Origin of the sequence: Streptomyces sp. NPDC002054, from assembly GCF_040296685.1 — a bacterium.
GTDB lineage: Bacteria > Actinomycetota > Actinomycetes > Streptomycetales > Streptomycetaceae > Streptomyces.
In genome coordinates this window covers 26,016-46,963 of sequence record NZ_JBEOXT010000018.1, presented here as the reverse complement: position 1 = coordinate 46,963, position 20,948 = coordinate 26,016, and the positions used below count along the sequence as shown (strand labels likewise).

The following is a 20,948-nucleotide window of genomic DNA, read 5'->3' as shown; positions in this document are numbered from 1 at the left end:
CGAGCGGGTGCCGGGCGAGTCGCCCGAGGCTCACCCGTCTGCCGGAGCCACGTCCCGCAGCAACTGGGTGAAGGCGGCCTCGTCCACGATCGGGGTGCCGTACGCCTTCGCCTTGACGGTCTTGGAGGTCGCGGAGTCCGGGTCGTTGGTCACCAGCAGGCTGGTGAGCCGGGACACGCTCGTCGCGATGTGCAGGCCGGCCTCCACAGCCCGGTCCTCCAGCAGTTCCCGCTCCACCGAGGTGTCCCCGGAGAAGGCGATCCGCATGCCCTGCTTGAGCGGGCTGCCGTCCTCGAACCGGCCCGGGTTCGGATGCGGGCACACCGGCCGCTTCCGGGAGGGCCGCCAGCTGTTGCGCGCCGACCCGTACCCCGCCTGGTAGCCGATCCGGGGGGTGGCGGGGGAGTCCGTCCACTCGGTCAGCGGCCGGCATTCGAGCAGCGGCAGCCGTACGCCGTCCCGGGCGGCCGTGTGCAGCGACGGACGGAAGGCCTCCGCCAGCACCCGGGCGTCGTCGAGCGCGTGGTGGGCGCGCTGCTGGACCACGCCGAAGTGCGCGGCCAGCGACTCCAGCTTGTGGTTGGGCAGGGGCAGGTTCAGTTCCTTCGACAGGGCGATGGTGCACAGCCGTTGCCGGACCGGGGCCGCGCCCTCGGCCCGCGCGTACTCGCGGGCGATCATCTGCCAGTCGAACATGGCGTTGTGCGCGACCAGCACCCGGTCCGCGAGCCGGTCCGCGAACTCCTCCGCGATGTCCCTGAACAGCGGGGCGCCCTCGAGGACCTCACTGGTCAGGCCGTGGATCCAGACCGGGCCGGGGTCGCGCTGCGGATTGACCAGGGTGTACCAGTGGTCCTCCACATTGCCCTGGGCGTCGAGCCGGTAGACGGCCGCCGACACTATCCGGTCCTCGCGCGCGAGCCCGGTGGTCTCCACGTCGACGACCGCGTACCCCCGGGGGTAGGCGGCCGGCCACGTCGTGTCTGCGGTCGTTCGGTCGTCGAGCATGGTCACAGAGGATACGGGCCCGGACTGACACCGGGGGACCGAAGGGCCCGTCAGCCGGTCTATCCGGCCAGCAGTGCCGTCACCAGGGCGCGTACGGAGAGCAGGAACAGCCGTTCCGGATCGGCGGGCCGGGCCAGGGCGCGGGCGAGGGCCGGGTCGGCGGGGGCGGCGGCAGGATCCCAGAGTTCGCCCTCGGCCGGGGACTGCGCGGGGGAGCGCTCGCGGTTTCGCTCGACCAGCACGAAGCCGACGATCTGGAACTGGACCGCCCGGACGGCATCCGCGGCGCGGGCCCCGCGCAGTCCGGCGGCGTGCACCTCGTGCACCAGGGCCTGCTGGGCGGGCAGGAACATCCGCTCGGTGAGCCCGCGCTCGTGGACCATCGCGATCAGGTGCGGGCGTTCGCGCAGTTCGCGGCGGAGGCCCCGGGCCACCGACACGATCCGGTCGGCGGGGGTGCGGCCGGTGGGGCGGATCGCGCCCATGTCGGTGACGGTCCGCTCCACCAGGGCGTCGAGCAGGGACTCGCGGTTGCCCACGTGCCAGTAGATGGAGGTGACGGCGGTGCCCAGCTCGGCGGCCAGTTTGCGCATGGTGAGGGCGGCCGGGCCGTGCTGTTTGACCAGGGACGCGGCCGTCTCCAGCACCTCCTCGCGGGTCAGCGGGCTCCTCGTCATCGGTCCGCCGCCAATCTGTCGATGCGTCAGTTCTGTTGGGTGCAGGGGTCTTTACCCTTCATCGCCAGCGGTGTAACTGTGTTACAGAACCGACGACTCCCCCCGAGACGAGGGATGGTGCGAGATATGGCACGCGTACGGTACGGAGCGCGCACCGAGGCCGAGATCGTGGCATCGCGCGAGAAGAGTTCCAAGCTCCCCGACATCTGGTCCACCGGTGTGGTCGCCGTCTGGGAGAGCGACCCCGATGTGGTGGCGGCGGTCCTCCCCCCGCCGCTCAAGCCGGCCGAACGGCCCCTCGTACGGGCCAACATCAGCAAGGTCGACCTGCCCGGCTACCCGCTCGGCGCCGGCTCGGTCGCCGTCGCCGCCCGGCACGGCGGGGTCGAGGGCTGGTACCCGCTGGTCATGCCCATGACCCACGAGCGGGCCCTGACCGGTGGCCGCGAGGTCTTCGGCGAACCCAAGAAGCTCGGCGAGGTCTCCGTCGAGCGCGACGGCCTGGTGGTCAACGCCTCCCTCGCCCGGCACGGCATCGCCTTCGTCGAGGTCCGCGGGGCCGTGGACCGCGAGCTGCCGCTGCCCGAGCCCACGCAGAAGACGGACTTCTACTTCAAGTTCCTGCCCGGCGTGGACGGTTCGGGCTTCGACGGCGACCCGGTGCTCGTCCACTGCACCCGCAATGAGAAGGTCCGCAGGCTGGAGCACATCACCGGCGACATCGTGCTCCGCGAGTCCATGTTCGACCCGGTGGCCGACCTGCCCGTCCGCCGGATCGTCGAGATCACCATCGGTGAGAAGACCACCGACCAGAAGGGCCGGGTCGTCGAGCGGGTCAGCGCCCAGGCCCTGCTCCCGTATATCCACCAGCGCTACGACGACCCGATGCAGATCCTGGACGGGCCGCCCGAGGGGAGCGTGTGACATGGACCTCGGACCCGGACAGGTGGCCGTGGTCACCGGCGCCGCGAGCGGCATCGGCCTCGCGATGGCCCGCCGCTTCGCCGCCGAGGGCCTCAAGGTCGTCCTCGCCGACGTGGAGGAGGGCGCCCTCGCCAAGGCGGCCCAGGAGCTGACCGCGGACGGGGCCGAGGTCCTCGCCCGCACCGTGGACGTCAGCGACCGCGACTCCCTCCTCGCCCTCGCCGACGCCGCGTACGAGGCCTTCGGCGCGGTCCATGTGCTCTGCAACAACGCGGGCGTCGGGTCGGGTGCCGAGGGCCGGATGTGGGAGCACGAGCCCAACGACTGGAAATGGGCCTTCTCCGTCAACGTCTGGGGCGTCTTCCACGGCATCCAGGCCTTCGTCCCCCGCATGATCGCGGGCGGCCGGCCCGGCCACGTGGTCAACACCTCCTCCGGCGACGGCGGCATCGCTCCGCTGCCCACCGCCTCCGTGTACGCCGTCACCAAGGCCGCCGTGGTCACCATGACCGAGTCGTTGTACGCCCACCTCAGGGCCGAGGGCGCGGCCGTCGGCGCCTCGGTCCTCTTCCCCGGTCCGCACATGCTGCGCACCGGCCTGTGGGAGTCGCACCGCAACCGGCCCGAGCGGTACGCCAAGCAGCGCCCGCGCCGGACCCCGTACCGCACTCTCGACCAGTACGAGGCCGCGATGAAGAAGGCCGGCCACGAGGTGGACTTCACCCCTGTCGAGGAGGTCGCCGAGCACGTCGTGGACGGCATCCGCGCGGGCCGCTTCTGGATGCTGCCGGCGAGCGAGCACAGCGACCGGCAGATCAAGGCCCGGTCGCAGTCCATGCTCGACCGCGCCAACCCCGCCTACCTGGAGAGCTTCATCCTCGACTGAGGAGCGTCTGCCGTGAGTGACACACCGTACGAAGACCCGTACCTGATCATCTCCTCTGACTGCCACGCGGGCCTGCCCACCGAGCAGTACCGCCCCTATCTGGACTCCCGCTTCCACCCGCAGTTCGACGAATTCCTCGGCCAGCGGGACGCCCGCCGCGAGGAGGCCACCCGGCTGGGCGTCCGCAACGAGGCCTTCGCCCAGAAGTGGTTCCACGACCACGAGGAGGGCCTCAAGGGCGGCTGGGACACCACCCAGCGACTGAAGGAACTCGACGGCGACGGCGTGGCCGCCGAGGTGGTGTTCCCGGACGCGGACGCCGTCGACAGCCAGACCGCCGCCCCCTTCGGGGTGGGCCTGGGCCTGTCCGGCGACCAGGACCCCGAGCTCGGCATGGCGGGCGCCCAGGCGCACAACCGGTGGCTCGCCGAGTTCGTCTCCGAGAATCCCGAACGGCACTGCGGGGTGGCCCTCCTCCCCATCACGGGCGAGCCGGACAAGGTCGTCGCCGAGATCCACCGGGCCAAGGAGTCCGGCCTGGGCGCGCTGATGATCCCCTCGATGTGGGTGGACAAGGCGCCCTACCACGACCGCCGCTACGACCCGGTCTGGGCGGCGGCGGCCGAGACGGCCATGCCGATCGTCACGCACTCGGGTGCGGCCCCGCGCCACGAGTACGGCGACCACCTCGGCATCTACGTCTCCGAGGTCACCTGGTGGCCGGCCCGCCCGCTCTGGTTCCTGCTCTGGTCCGGGGTCTTCGAGCGGCACCCCGGCCTGAAGTTCGGAGTCGCCGAATCCGGCTGCTGGTGGCTCCCGAACCAGCTGTGGTTCATGGACCGCCTCTACCTCGGCGCCCACGGCGGGAAGAAGCTCTCCCCCTTCGCCGAGCTGAAGCGCCCGCCGAGCGAGTACCTGGACCGGCAGGTCTTCGTCTGCGCGACCAACACCAAACGCCGCGAACTCGCGCAGCGCTACGAGATCGGCGTGGACAACATCCTGTGGGGCTCGGACTTCCCGCATCCCGAGGGGACCTGGCCCAACACCCGCGCCTGGCTGCGGAACACCTTCCACGACATACCCGTAGCCGAGACCCGCCGCATGCTGGGCCTGGCCGCCGCCGAGGTCTTCGGCTTCGACACCGCGGCGCTGGCCCCGATCGCCCGCCGGATCGGACCCACCCCGGCGGAGCTGGGCCAGTCCCCGGACCAGGCGGCGGTGGAGGCCTCCTGGGCCCGCTCCCGGGAGGTCGGCCGGCACTGGCTCACCGAGAACGACTTCCCGGTCCTGGGGGTGTCGCAGTGACGGAGGACCGCTACACGGTCATCTCGGCGGACTGCCACGCCGGCGCCGACCTGCTCGACTACCGGCCGTACCTGGAGAAGAGGCACCACGACGCCTTCGATGCCTGGGCGGCCGACTACGTCAACCCGTACGAGGACCTTCTCGCGGACACCGCGGACCGCAACTGGAACTCGGCCCGCCGGCTGGCCGAACTCGAAGCAGACGGCATCGTCGCGGAGGTCGTCTTCCCCAACACCATCCCGCCCTTCTTCCCGAACGCCTCGCTGATGGCGCAGCCGCCCACGGCCGAGGAGTTTGCGCTCCGCTGGGCCGGCCTGCAGGCCCACAACCGCTGGCTGGCCGACTTCTGCGCGGACGCGCCGGGCCGCCGGGCGGGAGTCGCCCAGATCCTCCTGAACGACGTGGATGCGGCGGTTGCGGAGATCCGCCGCACGAAGGAGGCGGGCCTCACCGGGGGCATCCTCCTGCCGGGCGTCCCGCCCGGCTCCCCGGTCCCCGAGCTGTACTCGTCGGCGTACGACCCCATCTGGGCGGTCTGCGCGGAACTCGACGTCCCGGTCAACCACCACGGCGGCTCGGCGTCGCCGCCGCTGGGCGAGGAACCCGCCGCCCGGGCCGTCTTCATGGTGGAGACCACCTGGTTCTCCCACCGGGCTCTGTGGCACCTCGTCTTCGGCGGCGCCTTCCGCCGCCATCCGGGGCTGAAGCTGGTCCTGACGGAGCAGGGCTCCGGGTGGATCCCGGGCGTGCTGGAGATGCTGGACTACTACCACGGCCGGCTGGTGGCGGCTTCGGCCACCGCCGAGTCCAAGTTCGGCGCGGGCCTGGCGGAGGCGATGGGCAAGGGCCCGAGCGAGGTCTGGCGGGACAACTGCTTCGTGGGGGCCAGCTTCATGCGCCCCCATGAGGTGCCGCTCCGCGACCGCATCGGCCTCGACAAGATCATGTGGGGCTGCGACTACCCCCACGACGAGGGCACCACCCCGTTCTCCCGCGAGGGCCTGCGGATCGCTTACGCGGGCCTGCCGCGGGAGGAGATCGCGGCGATGGCCGGCGGCAACGCGGCCCGGGTCTACGGCTTCGACATGCCGTTCCTGGACGCCCTGGCCGCGAAGCACGGCCCGACCGTGGCGGAGATCGCCGAGCCCCTGACGGAGGTCCCCGCCGAAGCCACCAGCCCGGCCTTCGCCAAGGGGGGCTCGGTCCGGGTCTGGTGACACTCCGGCCCGCCCGGGGCGGCTCACGGGAAGTACGTGAGCCGCTCCGGCGGGATCCGCTCCACCCCGATGACCGCGGTGCGCCGGTCGACCTCGATGCGCAGGGAGTCCAGCCCCGCCAGCGGGGAGAGATCGACCATCCAGGCGCATTCGGCGAGCCGCAGCCGGGTCAGTTCCGGCAGCTCCCGGAGCGGCTCCAGACCGTGCCGATCGATGTCGCAGCGCAGCAGCATCAGCTGGGTCAGCCGCCGGTACGGAGTCAGCTCCGTGAGGTCCACCGCGGCGGCGAACCGGATCTGCAAGGCGGTGAGTCCGGTGAGCGGACGCTCCGCAGCCAGTTGCCGGTACTGCCGGTCCCCCGCGATGGTCAGCGACTGCAGCCCCGCCCACCGCTCCAGCCCGTCGAGGGTGAGCGAGCGCGCGCCCTGCCACAGCGCCAGCTGGGTCAGCCCTTCGGTGGCCGGGACGTCCCCGATGCGCTGCTCTTTCGGCTCGTACCCGATCACCAGTTTGCGCAGCCCGTCGAGGCCCGCCAGCGGCGCCAGCGACACCCCGTCCGCCATGTATCCGAGGGCCAGGCTGTCGAGCGCCAGCCGGTCGACCGCCGCGAGGGATCTGACCTGCGGGCAGTCGAAGACCCCGAGGTGCCGCAGGGACCGGTGGCCGGTCAGGACCGAGAGATCCACCAGTCCGGGATTGCGCTGGAGGACCAGCCACTCAAGATCGTGGCGCTCGGTGATCTCCTTGGGCACTCCGTGCTCCCACACCAGGTGGACGCGCCGGATGTGCGGGAGCCCGGCGAAGGCCTCCAGCTGTTCGGGGGTGCGGATGTGCAGGTGGGCCGTGCGCATCGGGGCGTCCGCCAGCACCGCGTCCGCGTACTCGCCGGTGGGGAACCGGCCCCAGGACTCGGACAGCTCGTGGCCCACCTCGTACCGGTCGTCCCGCCGGAATCCGGCGAGCACGCGCAGCGCCCGCTCCCCACCGACCAGCGCGGCCGTACGGACGGTCGCCGCGGCCTCCGCCTCGGACAGGTCATCGGGATCGGGCAGCAGCTCCAGCACCAGCTCGCCGGCCTTGGCCAGTTCCTCGGCCTGCCCCGGATTGCGCGGCGGCAGCAGGGCCGCCGTCCTGGCCTGCACCTCGCCCCACACCTGCGGATCGAGCTCCGGGGCGTGTTCCAGGCACGCGGCAGCCAGCAGCACCAGCCGGCTGCGGTCCCGTTTCACCTTGTCGGCGCGGCGCAGCAACTGCCGGAGCAGCCGGGCGCGTTCGTCCGGCCGGGCATGGCCCACCGCCATCCGGACCACATCGTCCCAGGCGTCGTCGTGGGCATGGCGCACCAGCACGCCGAAGTCCCGTTCCTCCACAGCCGCCTTGGCGCCCAGGTAGTCCTGGAAGGTGCGGTGCACGAAGTGCACCGCACCGGGGACGGGCTCACGCAGCAGCCCGCTGCGGATCAGCAGGTGCCGGAAGACCTGCTGGGCATCGCCCTGTTCCCGGACCTGCGGCATGGCCTCCAGCCACTCGCGGATCATGTCCACCGCTTCGTCCCGGTCAGCCTCCACCTGCCCGTTGCGGATGAGCCAGTACGCGAGCCGCTGGAGCAGGAGGGTCTGCTCGTCCCGGGTCAGGCAGACCCCCTCCACGCCGCTGATCTCCCGCTCGGTGTCCCGCCGCACCAGCAGCATGTCCAGGGCCGCGTCGTACAGCTCCTTGCGGGCCCGGGGCAGCTGCATCCGCCGGTCCCGGTTCAATGCGCAGAGCAGGGCGCACATCAGCGGATTCGTCGCCAGCCGGTCCAGGTCCCGGCGGGCCCCGACCGCTCGGACCAGCACCTGTTCGTAGGTGTCCAGCCGGTCCCGCTCCTCGCCCGGGCCGCACTCCGCCCGGGCGGCATCGTGCCAGTGCCGGATGAAGGACCGTACGCCGCTGCGCTCCATCGGCAGCAGGGACAGGGCGGCGAAGCCCTGTCCGGTCAGCCAGTCCTCCGGCACCGCGGACGGGCGGGTGGTGACGATGTACCGCGCCCTCGGGAAGGCGGCGATCAGCGTCCGCAGCCACGCCTCGGTGCGTCCTCGCAGCCGTTGCGGCACCTCGTCCACCCCGTCGACGAGGACCAGGGCCCGCCCCTCGGCCAGCAGGTCCACTGTCCAGCCGTCCGGGGCGACCAGCGGCACGCCCGAGGCCCGCAGCCATTCCTCGGGCAGCGGCAGGTTCTCGTGGAAGGAGCGCAGTCGCAGGACGAACGGCACCAGGGTGTTCCAGTGCGCCAGCCGCGGCCCGAACGTACCGCGGGCCGCATTGAGCGCCAGCCACTGGACGAGGGTGCTCTTGCCGGAGCCCGCCGGCCCGCGGAGCAGCACCCGGTCGGTCGCGCCGAGGGCCTGGTCGGCCTCCATCGTGGTCCGGTGCGAGCCGGGCTCCTCCGGGAGCTGGTCCCCGCTCATCGCCAGGCCGATGTATGCCAGATCCAGCGGCCACTCCTGCCGGCTGCTGCTGAAGGTGACCCCGAACAGCTGGAGCCGCTCGTGCGTCCGGGCGATGTACTGCGCGTACCGCTCCTCGAAGGCGTACGCCGCGCCGTCGGGCCGCTCCGCCAGCCGGTCCACCGCCCGGGCCAACTCGCCGGTCCGGCGGACCAGTTCCACATCTGCCCGCGCCCCGAACTCCGGCAGGGTGGTCACGTACTCCACCAGGTGCCGGCAGCACGCCCCCACCAGCTCCCGGTACATGCGCTCGGCCGGCTCGCCGAGTCCGGTGGGGGAGTGGGCCAGGACCGCGGCCGTGAGCCGGTGCGGGTCGAGGTCCAGGGCGAAGAGGGTGTCCGCGTCCACCGCGTCCACCGTGCCGCGGGCGGCGAACGCCGCGAACGCGTCGCCCACCGCGTCCAGCGCCGCCAGCCGCTCGTGCTCCGCGACTCCCGCACCGACCGGGCCCAGCCGGTCCGCCAGGCCCTCCGTCAGGCGGCGTATCTCGTCGGCGCCGAGCGCCGCCGGCCGCCGCCAGCGGGCGGCCGGGCGGACCGGGGAGGCGACCTCGCCGGCCCCCGGTGCCTTCGCCAGCAGCGGCTTCAGCAGTGCTCCGACCGCCGTGCCGGCGATGCGTAAGAGAACCGTCTCGAACCCCGTCACACAACCCTCCCCTGGTACCGCCGGTAACCCGGTCGGATACCGATCGGTAACAACCTCTAGCGGCACCCCGGAAACCGCCTCTATGGTGCGGGCATGCCGAACCTGCCCGATGTCGTGCTGTGGTCCATACCCGCCTTTGTGCTGCTCACCGTCATCGAGATGGTGAGCTACCGGCTCCATCCCGACGAGGACGCCGCCGGATACGACACCAAGGATGCGGTCACGAGCGTAGCCATGGGGCTCGGCAGCATCGGATTCGACCTGCTCTGGAAGATCCCGGTGGTCGCGGTCTTCACGGCCGTCTACGAACTCACCCCGCTGCGCGTGCCGTTCCTGTGGTGGACCGTCCCGCTGATGCTGCTCGCCCAGGACTTCCTCTACTACTGGCAGCACCGCGGCCACCATGTCATCCGCATCCTGTGGGCCTGCCACGTGGTCCACCACAGCAGCCGGAACTTCAACCTCACCACTGCTCTGCGCCAGCCCTGGACCAGCGCCACCACCTGGTGGTTCTACCTGCCGATGGTGGCACTCGGCGTGCACCCGGCCGTGATCCCGTTCTGCTACGGGATCAACCTCCTGTACCAGTTCTGGGTTCACACCGAGCGCATCGGGAAACTGCCCCGGGCCTACGAGTACGTCTTCAACACCCCCTCCCACCACCGGGTCCACCACGCCTCCCAGGGCGGCTACCTGGACCGCAACTTCGGCGGCATCCTGATCGTCTGGGACCGGATGTTCGGGTCCTGGGTGGGGGAGGTGGAAAAGCCCGTCTTCGGGCTCACCAAGAACATCTCCACCTACAACCCGCTGCGGGTGGCTACCCACGAGTACGCGGCCATCGCCCGGGACGTCCGGGCCGCCGGCAGCTGGCGGGAGCGGGCCGGACGGGTCTTCCGCGGCCCGGGCTGGCAGCCCGCGACGCAGCCCACGCAGCCTGCCCAGCCCGCGACGCAGCCTGCCCAGTCCGCCCAGCCCGCCGGCACCGAGTCCGCCGAGGCCACCGCATGAGCGCCACCGAGCGCCGTACGCCCTCCTGGGCGGCCGGCACCGCCCCCGGCGCCGGACGCCGCGCCCGCCTCGGCCGGGCCGCGCTCATCGGCTTCGCCGTGGCCACCGTCCTCGACCTCGGCTCGCTGCTGGCCGGCTGGGACCCCGGGCACGCCCTCTTCAAGCCGCTGCTGATGCCGCTGCTCATCGGCTGGGCGCTCACCCGCGGTGCGCCCCGCCTGCTGGTGGCCGCCCTCGCCTTCGGCTGGGGCGGGGACCTGGCGCTGCTCTTCGACGCCGAGCTCGCCTTCCTCCTCGGCATGGGCTCCTTCGCCCTCGGCCACGTCTGCTACCTGGTGCTCTTCGGCAAGCGGCCCGCCCACCCGCTGCTCGCCGCGGCGTACGGCGCGGCGCTCCTCGGCACCGTCGCCCTGCTCTGGGGCGACCTCCCGGCGGACCTCCGCATCCCGGTCGCCGGGTACAGCCTGCTGCTCACCGCGATGGCCTTCCGGTCCAGCGCCCTCGGCCGGACCGCCGGCCTCGGCGGGGCGCTGTTCCTGCTCTCCGACACCCTGATCGCCACCGGCGTGGCCGAGTGGCCCCAGCTGCCCCGGCCCGACTTCTGGATCATGCTCACCTACCTGGCCGCCCAGTACCTGCTGGCCAGTGGCGTGCTTGCGGCCGGACGGGCGTACCGTAGGGAAGTCCTACAAGACTGAACTACTGAACCACTCCGCCGGAGGACTGCACCACCATGCGCGCCACCGTCATCCACGCCCCGCACGACATCCGCGTGGAGGAGGTGCCCGACGCCGCGATCCGGCGCCCCGAGGACGCCGTCGTCCGCGTCCTGCGCGCCTGCATCTGCGGCAGCGACCTCTGGGCCTACCGCGGCCAGGCCGTGCGCGAGCCCGGCCAGCGGATCGGGCACGAGTTCCTCGGCATTGTCGAGGAGGCCGGCTCCGCGGTCACCGGCCTGCGCGCCGGCGACCTGGTCGTCGCCCCCTTCATGTGGTCCGACGGCACTTGCGACTACTGCACCGAGGGCCTGTACACCTCCTGCGTGCACGGCGGGTTCTGGGGCTCGGTCGGCCACGACGGCGGCCAGGGCGAGGCCGTCCGGGTCCCGCACGCCGACGGCACCCTGGTGAAGCTGCCCGCCGACGCCGCCTCCGACGACCACCTGCTGACCGCGCTGCTGGCGCTCTCCGACGTCATGGGCACCGGCCACCACGCCGCCCTCGGCGCCGGAGTCCGCAAGGGCTCCACGGTGGCCGTGGTCGGCGACGGTGCCGTCGGGCTGTGCGGCGTACTGGCCGCCAAGCGGCTCGGCGCCGACCGGATCATCGCCCTGGGCCGCCATGCCGCCCGTACCGACATAGCCAAGCTGTTCGGCGCCACCGATGTGGTCGCGGACCGCGGGGAGGGCGCCGAGGCCGCCGTCCGCGAGCTCACCGGCGGCCAAGGCGCGCACTCCGTCATCGAGGCGGTCGGCACCGAGATGTCCATGCGGACGGCCGTGAACATCACCCGCGACGGCGGGGCCATCGGCTACGTGGGCGTCCCGCACGGCAGCGGCACCGGGCTGGACCTCGGCGTCATGTTCGACCGGAACATCAGCCTGCGGGGCGGCGTCGCGCCGGTCCGCGCGTACATCCCCGAGCTGCTCCGGGACGTGCTCGACGGCACCATCGACCCCTCGCCGGTCTTCGACCGGGCGGTGTCGCTGGACGAGGTGCCGGACGGCTACCGGGCCATGGACGACCGCAGCGCCCTCAAGGTGCTGATCGCGCCGTGAACGTGACGGGGGCCGGGCGGGGTCTTCCCCGCCCGGCCCCCGCGGCACGTCCTACAGGTCCTGCAGGTCCTGCGCGTCCTACTTGACGGCGTTCAGCGCGTTGACCACGCCGTAGCCGTAGTAGCCCGTCTGACCCCACTTGCTCTGGCAGGTGGTGGCGTCGATCAGGTTGCCGAGGTTGTCGTAGACCTGGGCCGGGCAGGCCGGCTTGTCCGCCTGGGCCTTCAGCATCCGCTGCAGCTGGGCCGGGGTGGCCCACGGGTTCGCGCTCTTGAGCAGCGCGGCGACGCCCGCGACGTGCGGCGCGGCCATCGAGGTGCCCTGCTTGTAGCCATAGCCGCCGCCGAGGACGGTGGACAGCACCCGGCCGTTGGCGTCCGGGGTCTGCGGGGTCTGCCACTTGTCGCCGCCGGGGGCGGCCACGTCCACCACGCCGAGTCCGTAGCTGGAGTAGTAGGACTTGAAGCCCTTGTCTCCGGTCGCGGAGACGGTGACCACGCCCGGGAGCTGCGTCGGCAGGTCCAGGCAGACGCGCGGGTCTATGGTCCGCGGCACCGGGGTGGCGTCGTCGGGGCTGGAGTCGTCGACGATCGACTCGCCCGCCAGGTCGTGGTTGGAGTTGCCGGCCGAGGCGACGTGCAGGACGCCCTTCCGCTCGGCGTACTTGGTCGCCCGGCCGAGCGCCTCGACCAGGGCCTTCTGGTCGTCGTCCGTCTTGCAGTTGTACAGCCAGGGGTCGACGTAGTAGCTGTTGTTCGTCACCTCGATCCCCTTCTCGGCGGCGAACATGAAGCCGCAGACCACGGCCTCGGTGAAGAAGAGGCCGTTGCCGGGCTCGCTCACCTTGATGCCCGCGACCTTCACGCCGGGCGCGACACCGCTGATGCCGATGCCGTTGCGGGCGGCGGCGATGGTGCCCGCCACGTGCGTGCCGTGGTCGCTGCCGTCGGCGTACGGGCGCCAGGCGCCCTCGGAGGTGTCCGCGACGCCCCCGACACAGTTGGCCGACTGCTCCCGGGAGAAGTTCGGGGCGAGATCGGGGTGGGTGTCGTCGACACCCGTGTCGATGACGCCCACCGTGACGTTCCTGCTGCCATCGTTGATCTTGTGAGCCTGGTCGGCCTTGATCGTCCGCAGGTCCCACTGGTTGGGCTCCAGCGGCTCCTCGCCCGGCGCGGCAGCCGCTGCCGCCTTGGCGGCGTCCGCCGCGCTCAGCTGCTGCGTGGCGCCTTCGTCGGTGGTCTGCACCGGCTGCAGCGGGGCCGTACGGGTGGCGCCCACCGAGACGAAGAGGTGCCGCTGAGCCCGCAGCTCCTGGGCGAAGGCGGGGTTCTGGGAGTGTGCGACAACGACCCCGATCTGCTCATAGGCCGTCACCACCGTTCCACCGGCCCGTTCCACGGCCTTCTTCGCCTGCTTGGCCGTGCCATACGCGGTCAGGTTCGCCACGTACGAAAGCTTCGGCCCGGTGGCCGGCGACGCCGCGCCGGCGCCGGGGCCCTCCGCAGGGGCGGCCGAGGCCGTCACCGCGGGCAGGAACGCGAGCGAGGCCGTGAGGGCCAGGCCGACGGGCACCGCGAGTGCACGCCTGCGGCCGGATCCCAGATGAGCCATGGGTTCTCCACATCATCCGTGAAAAGCCGTCCGGCCGCGGGTTGCGGCGGACGGGTTCATGACAGGTGAACCTAGCTTCCGTGTTCCCATCTGCGCCATCAGTTCGAGAAATCAGATCCTGAAGAAACAGCGGGTGTTGAACCGTCCCGGCTCGGGTTCCGTGCCGTTGGCAGGGGGGATCAGCACCATCAGCCCCCCACGGAGGTCGTTTTGTCCGTCGTCCCCACCGCACCCGCGTCACAAGGAGAGCCCCCCGTGACCACCGAAGCAGCGCCGCCCCCGGGCGGCCCGGACACGCAGCCGGCGAGCCCCACGGCAGAAGAGTTCAACGCCGTCCAGGCGAGCCCCGAGTTCGGCGAGCTGCGCAGTGCCTACCGCTCCTTCGCCTTCCCGCTCACCGTGGCCTTCATCGCCTGGTACCTGCTCTACGTCCTGCTGTCCAACTACGCGGGCGGCTTCATGGGGACCAAGCTCTTCGGCAACATCAACGTCGCCCTCGTGCTCGGCCTCGCCCAGTTCGCGACCACCTTCCTGATCGCCTGGTGGTACTCGCGGCACGCGGCGGAGAAGCTCGACCCCAAGGCTTCCGCCATCAAGTCCCGCATGGAGGCCGGAGAATGAGCCCCACCCACCAGCTGGCGGCCGACGCGGCCTCCGATCACCGGCCGCTGATCATCACCCTGTTCGGGCTGTTCGTCGTCGCCACCCTCATCATCACCATCTGGGCCGGCCGGCAGACCAGGGGAGCCGCCGACTTCTACGCCGGCGGCCGGCAGTTCACCGGCTTCCAGAACGGCCTCGCCATCTCGGGCGACTACATGTCCGCCGCGTCCTTCCTCGGCATCGCCGGCGCCATCGCCCTCTTCGGCTACGACGGCTTCCTCTACTCCATCGGCTTCCTGGTGGCCTGGCTGGTCGCGCTGCTGCTGGTCGCCGAGCCGCTGCGCAACTCCGGCCGCTACACCATGGGCGACGTCCTCGCCTACCGGATGCGCCAGCGCCCGGTCCGGACCGCGGCCGGCACCTCCACCATCGTGGTGTCGATCTTCTACCTGCTCGCCCAGATGGCCGGAGCCGGCGTCCTGGTCTCGCTGCTGCTCGGCATCAAGAGCGACGGCGGGAAGGTCGCCATCGTCGCGCTGGTCGGCATCCTGATGATCGTGTACGTCTCCATCGGCGGCATGAAGGGCACCACCTGGGTGCAGATGGTCAAGGCCGTCCTGCTGATCGCGGGCGCCCTGCTGATCACCTTCATGGTGATGTGGAAGTTCAACTTCAACATCTCCGACCTGCTCGGCAAGGCCGCCGAGAACAGCGGCAAGGGCAGCGCCTTCCTGGAACCCGGCCTGAAATACGGCGCCACCGGCACCTCGAAGCTGGACTTCATCTCCCTCGGCCTCGCGCTGGTCCTCGGCACCGCGGGCCTCCCGCACATCCTGATCCGCTTCTACACCGTCCCCACCGCCAAGGCCGCCCGTAAGTCCGTGAACTGGGCCATCGGCATCATCGGCGCCTTCTACCTGATGACCATCGCCCTCGGCTTCGGTGCCGCAGCCCTGCTGAGCCGGGCCGACATCATCGCCTCCAACCCGGCCGGCAACACCGCAGCCCCGCTGCTGGCCCAGGAAGTCGGCGGCGGCGCCGGCTCCACCGGCGGCGCCATCCTGCTCGCCGTGATCTCCGCCGTCGCCTTCGCCACCATCCTCGCGGTGGTCGCCGGGCTCACCCTCGCCTCCTCCTCGTCCTTCGCGCACGACATCTACGTGAACGTGATCCGCAAGGGCCGGGCCACCGAGCAGGAAGAGGTACGGGCCGCCCGCTGGTCCACCGTGGTGATCGGCGCGGTCGCCATCGGCCTGGGCGCACTGGCCCGCGACATCAACGTGGCCGGCCTGGTGGCCCTCGCCTTCGCGGTGGCCGCCTCCGCCAACCTGCCGACCATCCTCTACAGCCTGTTCTGGAAGCGCTTCACCACCCAGGGCGCGCTGTGGTCCATCTACGGCGGCCTGATCTCGTCGGTGGTCCTGGTGCTTTTCTCGCCGGTCGTCTCCGGCAACCCCAAGACCTCGATGTTCAAGGGCATGGACTTCCACTGGTTCCCGCTGGAGAACCCCGGCCTCATCTCCATCCCGCTGGGCTTCCTGCTCGGCTGGCTGGGAACCGTCCTGTCCAAGGAGAAGGCCGACCCCCAGAAGTACGCGGAACTCGAGGTCCGCTCCCTGACGGGAACAGGGGCTCACTGAGATCCTCCGAACACCGAGAGTGGCCGCGTCGTACTTCCGTACGACGCGGCCAAGCCGTGTCTCGTTCATTTGGGGACATCTGCATGACACACCGGTCACGTAGGCTCGAATACAGCGCATGCATGACACGTCAAGCGGCGCAGACCCTATGGATCCGGACAGGGGAGGGGGCCCAGAGTGCTTCTCGACACCTATGGCCGCGTAGCCACTGACCTGCGCGTCTCACTCACCGACCGGTGCAATCTGCGGTGTACATACTGTATGCCCGAAGAAGGCCTGCAATGGCTGGCAAAGCCCGATCTGCTCACCGATGACGAGATCGTCCGGCTGATCCGGATAGCCGTCACCGACCTCGGGGTCACCGAGGTCCGCTTCACCGGCGGCGAGCCGCTGCTCCGCCCCGGCCTGGTCGGCATCGTCGAGCAGTGCGCGGCCCTCGAGCCGCGCCCGCAGATGTCCCTGACCACCAACGGCATCGGCCTCAAGCGCACCGCGACGGCCCTGAAGGCCGCCGGCCTGGACCGGGTCAACGTCTCGCTGGACACCCTGCGCCCCGAGGTCTTCAAGACCCTCACCCGCCGGGACCGGCACAAGGACGTGGTCGAGGGCATGGCCGCGGCCCGGGACGCCGGACTCACCCCGGTCAAGGTCAATGCGGTCCTGATGCCCGGTCTCAACGACGACGAGGCTCCCGAGCTGCTCGCCTGGGCGGTGGCGCACGAGTACGAGCTCCGCTTCATCGAGCAGATGCCGCTGGACGCCCAGCACGGCTGGAAGCGCGACGGAATGATCACCGCCGGTGACATCCTGGAGTCCCTGCGCACCCGCTTCGAGCTGACCCCCGAAGGTCAGGAAGCCCGCGGCGCCGCCCCCGCCGAGCGCTGGCTCGTGGACGGCGGCCCGGCCACCGTCGGCGTCATCGCCTCGGTCACCCGACCGTTCTGCCGCGCCTGCGACCGCACCCGCCTGACCGCCGACGGCCAGGTCCGTACGTGCCTGTTCGCGACCGAGGAGTCCGACCTCCGGGCGGCGCTCCGCTCGGGCGCCCCGGACGAAGAGATCGCCCGCCTGTGGAAGGTGGCGATGTGGGGCAAGAAGGCCGGCTCCGGCCTCGACGACCCCTCGTTCCTCCAGCCCGACCGCCCGATGTCGGCCATCGGCGGCTGAGACCGGCAGGTTCTCTGTCCTGTCCACGGGAAACCGGCGCACCGCCTCGGCGGGGCGCCGGTTCTCGCTTTTAGGTGCCGGTGTCCGGCGCCGCCGGCTCCACCCAGTCCGTCAGGGCGACCACGTCCTTGAGGAAACCGCGCACCCCCAGGAACTGGGAGAGGTGCTCGCGGTGCTCCTCGCAGGCGAGCCAGGTCTTGCGGCGCTCCGGGGTGTGCAGCTTCGGGTTGTTCCACGCCAGGACCCAGACCGCCGCGGCACGGCAGCCCTTGGCGGAGCAGATGGGGATGTCAGGGGAGTTCACGCCTCAACCCTAAAGGGCGACGCCGAGCAGCCACGGGGGGAGCTGCCCGGCGTCGGTCCGTCGCTCCGACGGGGGATGCGGAGCGCGTAGGCAGTATGTCACGCAGGACCCGGTGCAGTGCACCGGAACTTCATGATTGATCTGAGGGTTTCTTGAGGTTTCCCGCATCCAGTGCGGGGCGCACAGGTGGGGCGATGAAGTTCGAGGGCAGCGACGGGGTGGTCTCGCGCCCCGCGTTGGCGATGACCACCGCCACATACGGCAGCAGCGCGCCCGCGATCAGCGTCACGATCGCCACATGCCGTTCCACGTTCCACAGGATGACGGTGGCGATCACCGACAGGGTCCTGATGACCATGGAAATCACATAGCGGCGCTGCCGCCCTCGCACGTCCTCCGCGAGCCCCATCCGGGCCCCGGTGATCCGGAAGACCTCGGCTCCGTTCCGCTTCTTCACGCCTCCCACCGTACGCCCGGCCGCGCGTGCCGGGGAGGGCGGGTGCGCCCCCGAAAGGCCTTGTTCGAAATGCACCGTTTGTCCGACCGGTTGACACTGGGCCCACACGCGCAGACCGCGCCAGGAGGAGGCGACATGAGTTGGTTGTGGGCGATCATCGTCGGATTCATTCTGGGCCTGATTGCCCGGGCCATTCTGCCGGGCAAACAGCACCAGCCCCTGTGGCTGACCACTCTCTGCGGCATTGCCGGCGCCGTCATCGGCAATGCCGTGGCCACCTGGATCGGGGTCGGCGAGACCGGGGGCATCGACTGGACCCGGCACCTGCTGCAGCTCGCCGGCGCCGTCCTCATCGTCGCCCTCGGGGAGATGGTCTACAAGTCGTTCCGCAGCAAGCGGACCGCCTAGCAGGCACGGCATACGGAAGGGGCCGGTCCGGACTTCCCAGTCCGCACCGGCCCCTCCGCCGTGTCAGGTCGTGCCGTACGCCCGGATCAGGCGCCGGTGACCTCCACCGCGGCCAGGTTCTTCTTGCCGCGGCGCAGCACCAGCCAGCGCCCGTGCAGCAGGTCCTCCTTGGCGGGGACCGCGTCCTCGGCGGTGACCTTCACGTTGTTCACGTAGGCCCCGCCCTCCTTCACCGTCCGGCGCCCGGCCGACTTGCTGGCGACCAGCCCGGTCTCGGCGAACAGGTCCACCACCAGGCCCGGCTCCGCGACCTTGGCGTGCGGCAGCTCGGACAGCGCCGCGGCCAGCGTGGCCTCGTCCAGCTCTGCCAGCTCGCCCTGCCCGAACAGCGCCTTCGAGGCCGCGATCACGGCCGCCGCCTGCTCCGGGCCGTGCACCAGGGCCGTCAGCTCCTCCGCGAGCGCCCGCTGCGCGGCCCGCGCCTGCGGTCGCTCGGCGGTCTGCGCCTCCAGCTCCTCCAGCTCCGCCATGGACTTGAAGGACAGGATCCGCATGTAGGTGGAAATGTCCCGGTCGTCCACGTTCAGCCAGAACTGGTAGAACGCGTACGGCGTGGTCATCTCCGGGTCGAGCCAGACGGCCCCGCCCTCGGTCTTGCCGAACTTGGTGCCGTCCGCCTTGACCATCAGCGGGGTCGCCATCGCGTGCACCTGCGCCTCCGGCTCCACCCGGTGGATCAGGTCGAGCCCGGCCGTGAGGTTGCCCCACTGGTCGGACCCGCCCTGCTGCAGGGTGCAGCCGTGCCGCCGGTACAGCTCCAGGAAGTCCATGCCCTGGAGCAGCTGGTAGCTGAACTCGGTGTAGCTGATGCCCTGGTCGGACTCCAGCCGCTTGGCCACCGAGTCCTTCGTCAGCATCTTGTTGACGCGGAAGTGCTTGCCGATGTCCCGCAGGAACTCGATGGCGGACATGCCCGCCGTCCAGTCCAGGTTGTTGACCATGACCGCCGCGTTCTCGCCCTCGAAGGACAGGAACGGCTCGATCTGGGAGCGCAGCCGGTTCACCCACTCCGCGATGACCGCCGGGTCGTTCAGGGTGCGCTCGGCGGTCGGACGCGGGTCACCGATCTGGCCGGTGGCCCCGCCGACCAGCGCCAGCGGCCGGTTTCCGGCCAGCTGGAGCCGCCGCATGGTCAGCACCTGCACCAGGTGCCCGACGTGCAGGCTGGCCGCCGTCGGGTCGTAGCCGCAATAGAACGTGACCGGACCGTCCGCGAAGGCCTTGCGCAGCGCTTCTTCATCGGTGGACTGGGCGAAGAGCCCACGCCACTTCAGTTCGTCGACGATGTCCGTCACGGTCTCTCGACTCCTTACGTTCTGTGGATATGCCGTGTTCAGTCTAGGTGCGTCAGACGCCCTTGCTCACCGAACTCATGTTGAAGTCCGGGATGCGGACAGTCGGCATCGCGGCCCGGGTGAACCAGTCGCTCCACTCGCGCGGCAGGGTCTTCTCGGTCCGCCCGGCCTCGGTGGCCCGGGACAGCAGGTCCACCGGCGACTCGTTGAACCGGAAGTTGTTCACCTCGCCGACGACCTGGCCGTTCTCCACCAGATAGACCCCGTCCCGGGTCAGGCCGGTGAGCAGCAGACTGGCCGGATCCACCTCGCGGATGTACCAGAGACAGGTCAGCAGCAAACCGCGCTCGGTGGCGGCCACCATCTCCTCCAGGGACTTCTCCCCGCCCCCGTCCAGGATCAGGTTCCCGATCGTCGGCGCCACCGGCTGCCCGGTCAGGCCGGCACTGTGCCGGGTGGTGCTCAGGTGTGCGAGCTCGCCCTCCCGTACCCAGTCGGTGGCCGTCAGCGGCAGGCCGTTGTCGAACACCGAGGCGTCGTCGCCCGAGCTGTGCGCGATCACGAACGGCGCGCTCTCCAGGCCCGGCTCGTTCGGGTCGCTGCGCAGCGTCAGCGGAAGCTCGGACAGCCGCTCGCCCAGCCGGGTGCCGCCGCCCGGCTTGGAGAAGACCGTCCGGCCCTCCACCGCGTCCCGGGCCGCCGCCGACCACATCTGGTAGATCAGCAGGTCCGCCACCGCCGTCGGGGGCAGCAGGGTCTCGTACCGGCCGGCCGGCAGCTCGATCTTCCGCTCGGCCCAGCCGAGCCGCTGGGCGAGCTCCGCGTCCAGCGCCGCCGGGTCCACGTCCTTGAAGTCCCGGGTGGAGCGGCCGGCCCAGGCGGAGCGGAGCCGGTCCGGAGACTTGGCGTTGAGCTCCAGGGTGCCGTTGGGCTGGTCATGGCGCAGCCGCAGGCCCGTCGAGGTACCGATGTACGTGGAGACCAGCTCGTGGTGGGCGAAGCCGTACAGCTCCCGGCCGCCCGCCCGGGCCCGGGCGAAGGCCTCGCCGAGGGCCGGCGCGAACTCGGTGAACACCGCCGAGGAGGTCTCGGCGGGGGAGTCGGTGAAATCGGGCGAGGCGGGGGTGCCGGTCACCAGCGGCTGGGCGTCCTCGGCCGGGCTGGCGCCGCGGGCCGCCGCCTCGGCGGCGCGTACCAGCGGCTCCAGGTCCGCGGCGGTCACGGCGGAGCGCGAGACGACCCCCGAGGCCGTGCCCTCCTTGCCGTCCACGGTCGCGATGACCGTGAGCGTCCGCCCGCGGGTCACCCCGTTCGTGGTGAGCGTGTTGCCGGCCCACCGCAGGTTGGCGCTGGACTCCTCGTCGGCGATGACCACGCATCCGTCGGCCGTGGACAGCTCCAGCGCCCGCTCGACGATCTCGTGGGGCTTGGTGTGGTTCGGCGCCATCAGCGACCCGCCTC

General features: G+C 71.2%; 19 protein-coding genes. 11 read left to right on the top strand and 8 right to left on the bottom strand.

Annotated features, from left to right (window positions below; genetic code table 11):
* Positions 1 to 30 precede the first annotated feature (30 nt).
* Together ABT123_RS18675 and ABT123_RS18670 are read right to left on the bottom strand one after the other, a co-directional pair.
* Positions 31 to 1,008: a DEDDh family exonuclease gene (locus ABT123_RS18675; protein WP_351315448.1), complete on the bottom strand. Its 978-nt coding sequence runs from the start codon at positions 1,006 to 1,008 to the stop codon at positions 31 to 33.
* A gap of 59 nt (positions 1,009 to 1,067) precedes the next feature.
* A complete protein-coding gene (locus tag ABT123_RS18670; protein WP_351315445.1) occupies positions 1,068 to 1,685 on the bottom strand; it encodes a TetR/AcrR family transcriptional regulator in 618 nt (205 codons plus the stop codon).
* A gap of 126 nt (positions 1,686 to 1,811) precedes the next feature.
* Between ABT123_RS18670 and ABT123_RS18665 the strand changes: the two genes are divergently transcribed.
* The 4 genes from ABT123_RS18665 to ABT123_RS18650 are packed head-to-tail and all read left to right on the top strand — an operon-like array spanning position 1,812 to position 6,017.
* Positions 1,812 to 2,609 (top strand): acetoacetate decarboxylase family protein, encoded by a 798-nt coding sequence (locus ABT123_RS18665; RefSeq protein ID WP_351315442.1) that lies wholly within the window; start codon positions 1,812 to 1,814, stop codon positions 2,607 to 2,609.
* A 1-nt stretch (position 2,610) separates the two neighbouring features.
* Positions 2,611 to 3,495, top strand: coding sequence for an SDR family NAD(P)-dependent oxidoreductase (locus ABT123_RS18660; RefSeq protein WP_351315439.1), 885 nt, complete (start codon positions 2,611 to 2,613; stop codon positions 3,493 to 3,495).
* Positions 3,496 to 3,507: 12 nt separating this feature from the next.
* Positions 3,508 to 4,800 (top strand): amidohydrolase family protein, encoded by a 1,293-nt coding sequence (locus tag ABT123_RS18655; RefSeq protein ID WP_351315436.1) that lies wholly within the window; start codon positions 3,508 to 3,510, stop codon positions 4,798 to 4,800.
* Positions 4,797 to 6,017, top strand: coding sequence for an amidohydrolase family protein (locus ABT123_RS18650; RefSeq protein ID WP_351315433.1), 1,221 nt, complete (start codon positions 4,797 to 4,799; stop codon positions 6,015 to 6,017). Before ABT123_RS18655 ends, ABT123_RS18650 begins: the two co-directional genes overlap by 4 nt.
* A 23-nt stretch (positions 6,018 to 6,040) precedes the next feature.
* Here ABT123_RS18650 and ABT123_RS18645 read toward each other — a convergent pair whose 3' ends face one another.
* Positions 6,041 to 9,151 (bottom strand): NACHT domain-containing protein, encoded by a 3,111-nt coding sequence (locus ABT123_RS18645; protein ID WP_351315430.1) that lies wholly within the window; start codon positions 9,149 to 9,151, stop codon positions 6,041 to 6,043.
* Positions 9,152 to 9,244: 93 nt separating this feature from the next.
* On the opposite strand from ABT123_RS18645, the gene ABT123_RS18640 reads away from it, so the two are divergent.
* Genes ABT123_RS18640 through ABT123_RS18630 form a run of 3 tightly spaced genes read left to right on the top strand, consistent with a single transcriptional unit; the run spans position 9,245 to position 11,939 of the window.
* Complete coding sequence (locus ABT123_RS18640) at positions 9,245 to 10,162, top strand: sterol desaturase family protein (RefSeq protein WP_351315427.1); 918 nt, start codon at positions 9,245 to 9,247, stop codon at positions 10,160 to 10,162.
* Positions 10,159 to 10,860 carry a lysoplasmalogenase gene (locus ABT123_RS18635; protein WP_351315424.1) on the top strand — a complete coding sequence of 234 codons (702 nt, stop codon included), beginning with the start codon at positions 10,159 to 10,161 and terminating at the stop codon, positions 10,858 to 10,860. The genes ABT123_RS18640 and ABT123_RS18635 overlap by 4 nt, the downstream gene beginning before the upstream one ends.
* A gap of 35 nt (positions 10,861 to 10,895) precedes the next feature.
* Positions 10,896 to 11,939: a zinc-dependent alcohol dehydrogenase family protein gene (locus ABT123_RS18630; protein ID WP_351315421.1), complete on the top strand. Its 1,044-nt coding sequence runs from the start codon at positions 10,896 to 10,898 to the stop codon at positions 11,937 to 11,939.
* A gap of 78 nt (positions 11,940 to 12,017) precedes the next feature.
* On the opposite strand, the gene ABT123_RS18625 is transcribed toward ABT123_RS18630, so the two are convergent.
* Entirely contained in the window at positions 12,018 to 13,553 is a 1,536-nt protein-coding gene (locus ABT123_RS18625) for a S8 family serine peptidase (RefSeq protein ID WP_351315418.1), read from the bottom strand.
* Between the two features lie 255 nt (positions 13,554 to 13,808).
* Here ABT123_RS18625 and ABT123_RS18620 point away from each other — a divergent pair, with 255 nt between their 5' ends.
* The 3 genes from ABT123_RS18620 (at position 13,809) to moaA (ending at position 16,963) form a co-directional block, all read left to right on the top strand.
* Entirely contained in the window at positions 13,809 to 14,174 is a 366-nt protein-coding gene (locus ABT123_RS18620; RefSeq protein WP_351315415.1) for a DUF485 domain-containing protein, read from the top strand.
* Complete coding sequence (locus ABT123_RS18615; RefSeq protein WP_351315412.1) at positions 14,171 to 15,796, top strand: monocarboxylic acid transporter; 1,626 nt, start codon at positions 14,171 to 14,173, stop codon at positions 15,794 to 15,796. Before ABT123_RS18620 ends, ABT123_RS18615 begins: the two co-directional genes overlap by 4 nt.
* 177 nt (positions 15,797 to 15,973) lie before the next feature.
* Positions 15,974 to 16,963: a GTP 3',8-cyclase MoaA gene (moaA, locus tag ABT123_RS18610; protein WP_351315409.1), complete on the top strand. Its 990-nt coding sequence runs from the start codon at positions 15,974 to 15,976 to the stop codon at positions 16,961 to 16,963.
* A gap of 70 nt (positions 16,964 to 17,033) precedes the next feature.
* Here the strand turns inward: moaA and ABT123_RS18605 are convergent, their stop codons facing one another.
* Positions 17,034 to 17,267: a hypothetical protein gene (locus ABT123_RS18605; RefSeq protein WP_351315406.1), complete on the bottom strand. Its 234-nt coding sequence runs from the start codon at positions 17,265 to 17,267 to the stop codon at positions 17,034 to 17,036.
* 130 nt (positions 17,268 to 17,397) lie between these two features.
* Positions 17,398 to 17,724: a DUF3099 domain-containing protein gene (locus ABT123_RS18600; RefSeq protein ID WP_351315403.1), complete on the bottom strand. Its 327-nt coding sequence runs from the start codon at positions 17,722 to 17,724 to the stop codon at positions 17,398 to 17,400.
* A 135-nt stretch (positions 17,725 to 17,859) separates the two neighbouring features.
* On the opposite strand from ABT123_RS18600, the gene ABT123_RS18595 reads away from it, so the two are divergent.
* Positions 17,860 to 18,132, top strand: a complete 273-nt coding sequence (locus ABT123_RS18595; RefSeq protein ID WP_351315400.1) for a GlsB/YeaQ/YmgE family stress response membrane protein — start codon at positions 17,860 to 17,862, stop codon at positions 18,130 to 18,132.
* A gap of 86 nt (positions 18,133 to 18,218) precedes the next feature.
* Here the strand turns inward: ABT123_RS18595 and tyrS are convergent, their stop codons facing one another.
* Entirely contained in the window at positions 18,219 to 19,487 is a 1,269-nt protein-coding gene (tyrS, locus tag ABT123_RS18590) for a tyrosine--tRNA ligase (RefSeq protein ID WP_351315397.1), read from the bottom strand.
* 52 nt (positions 19,488 to 19,539) lie between these two features.
* Positions 19,540 to 20,934: a metallopeptidase TldD-related protein gene (locus tag ABT123_RS18585; RefSeq protein WP_351315395.1), complete on the bottom strand. Its 1,395-nt coding sequence runs from the start codon at positions 20,932 to 20,934 to the stop codon at positions 19,540 to 19,542.
* Positions 20,935 to 20,948: the final 14 nt, after the last annotated feature.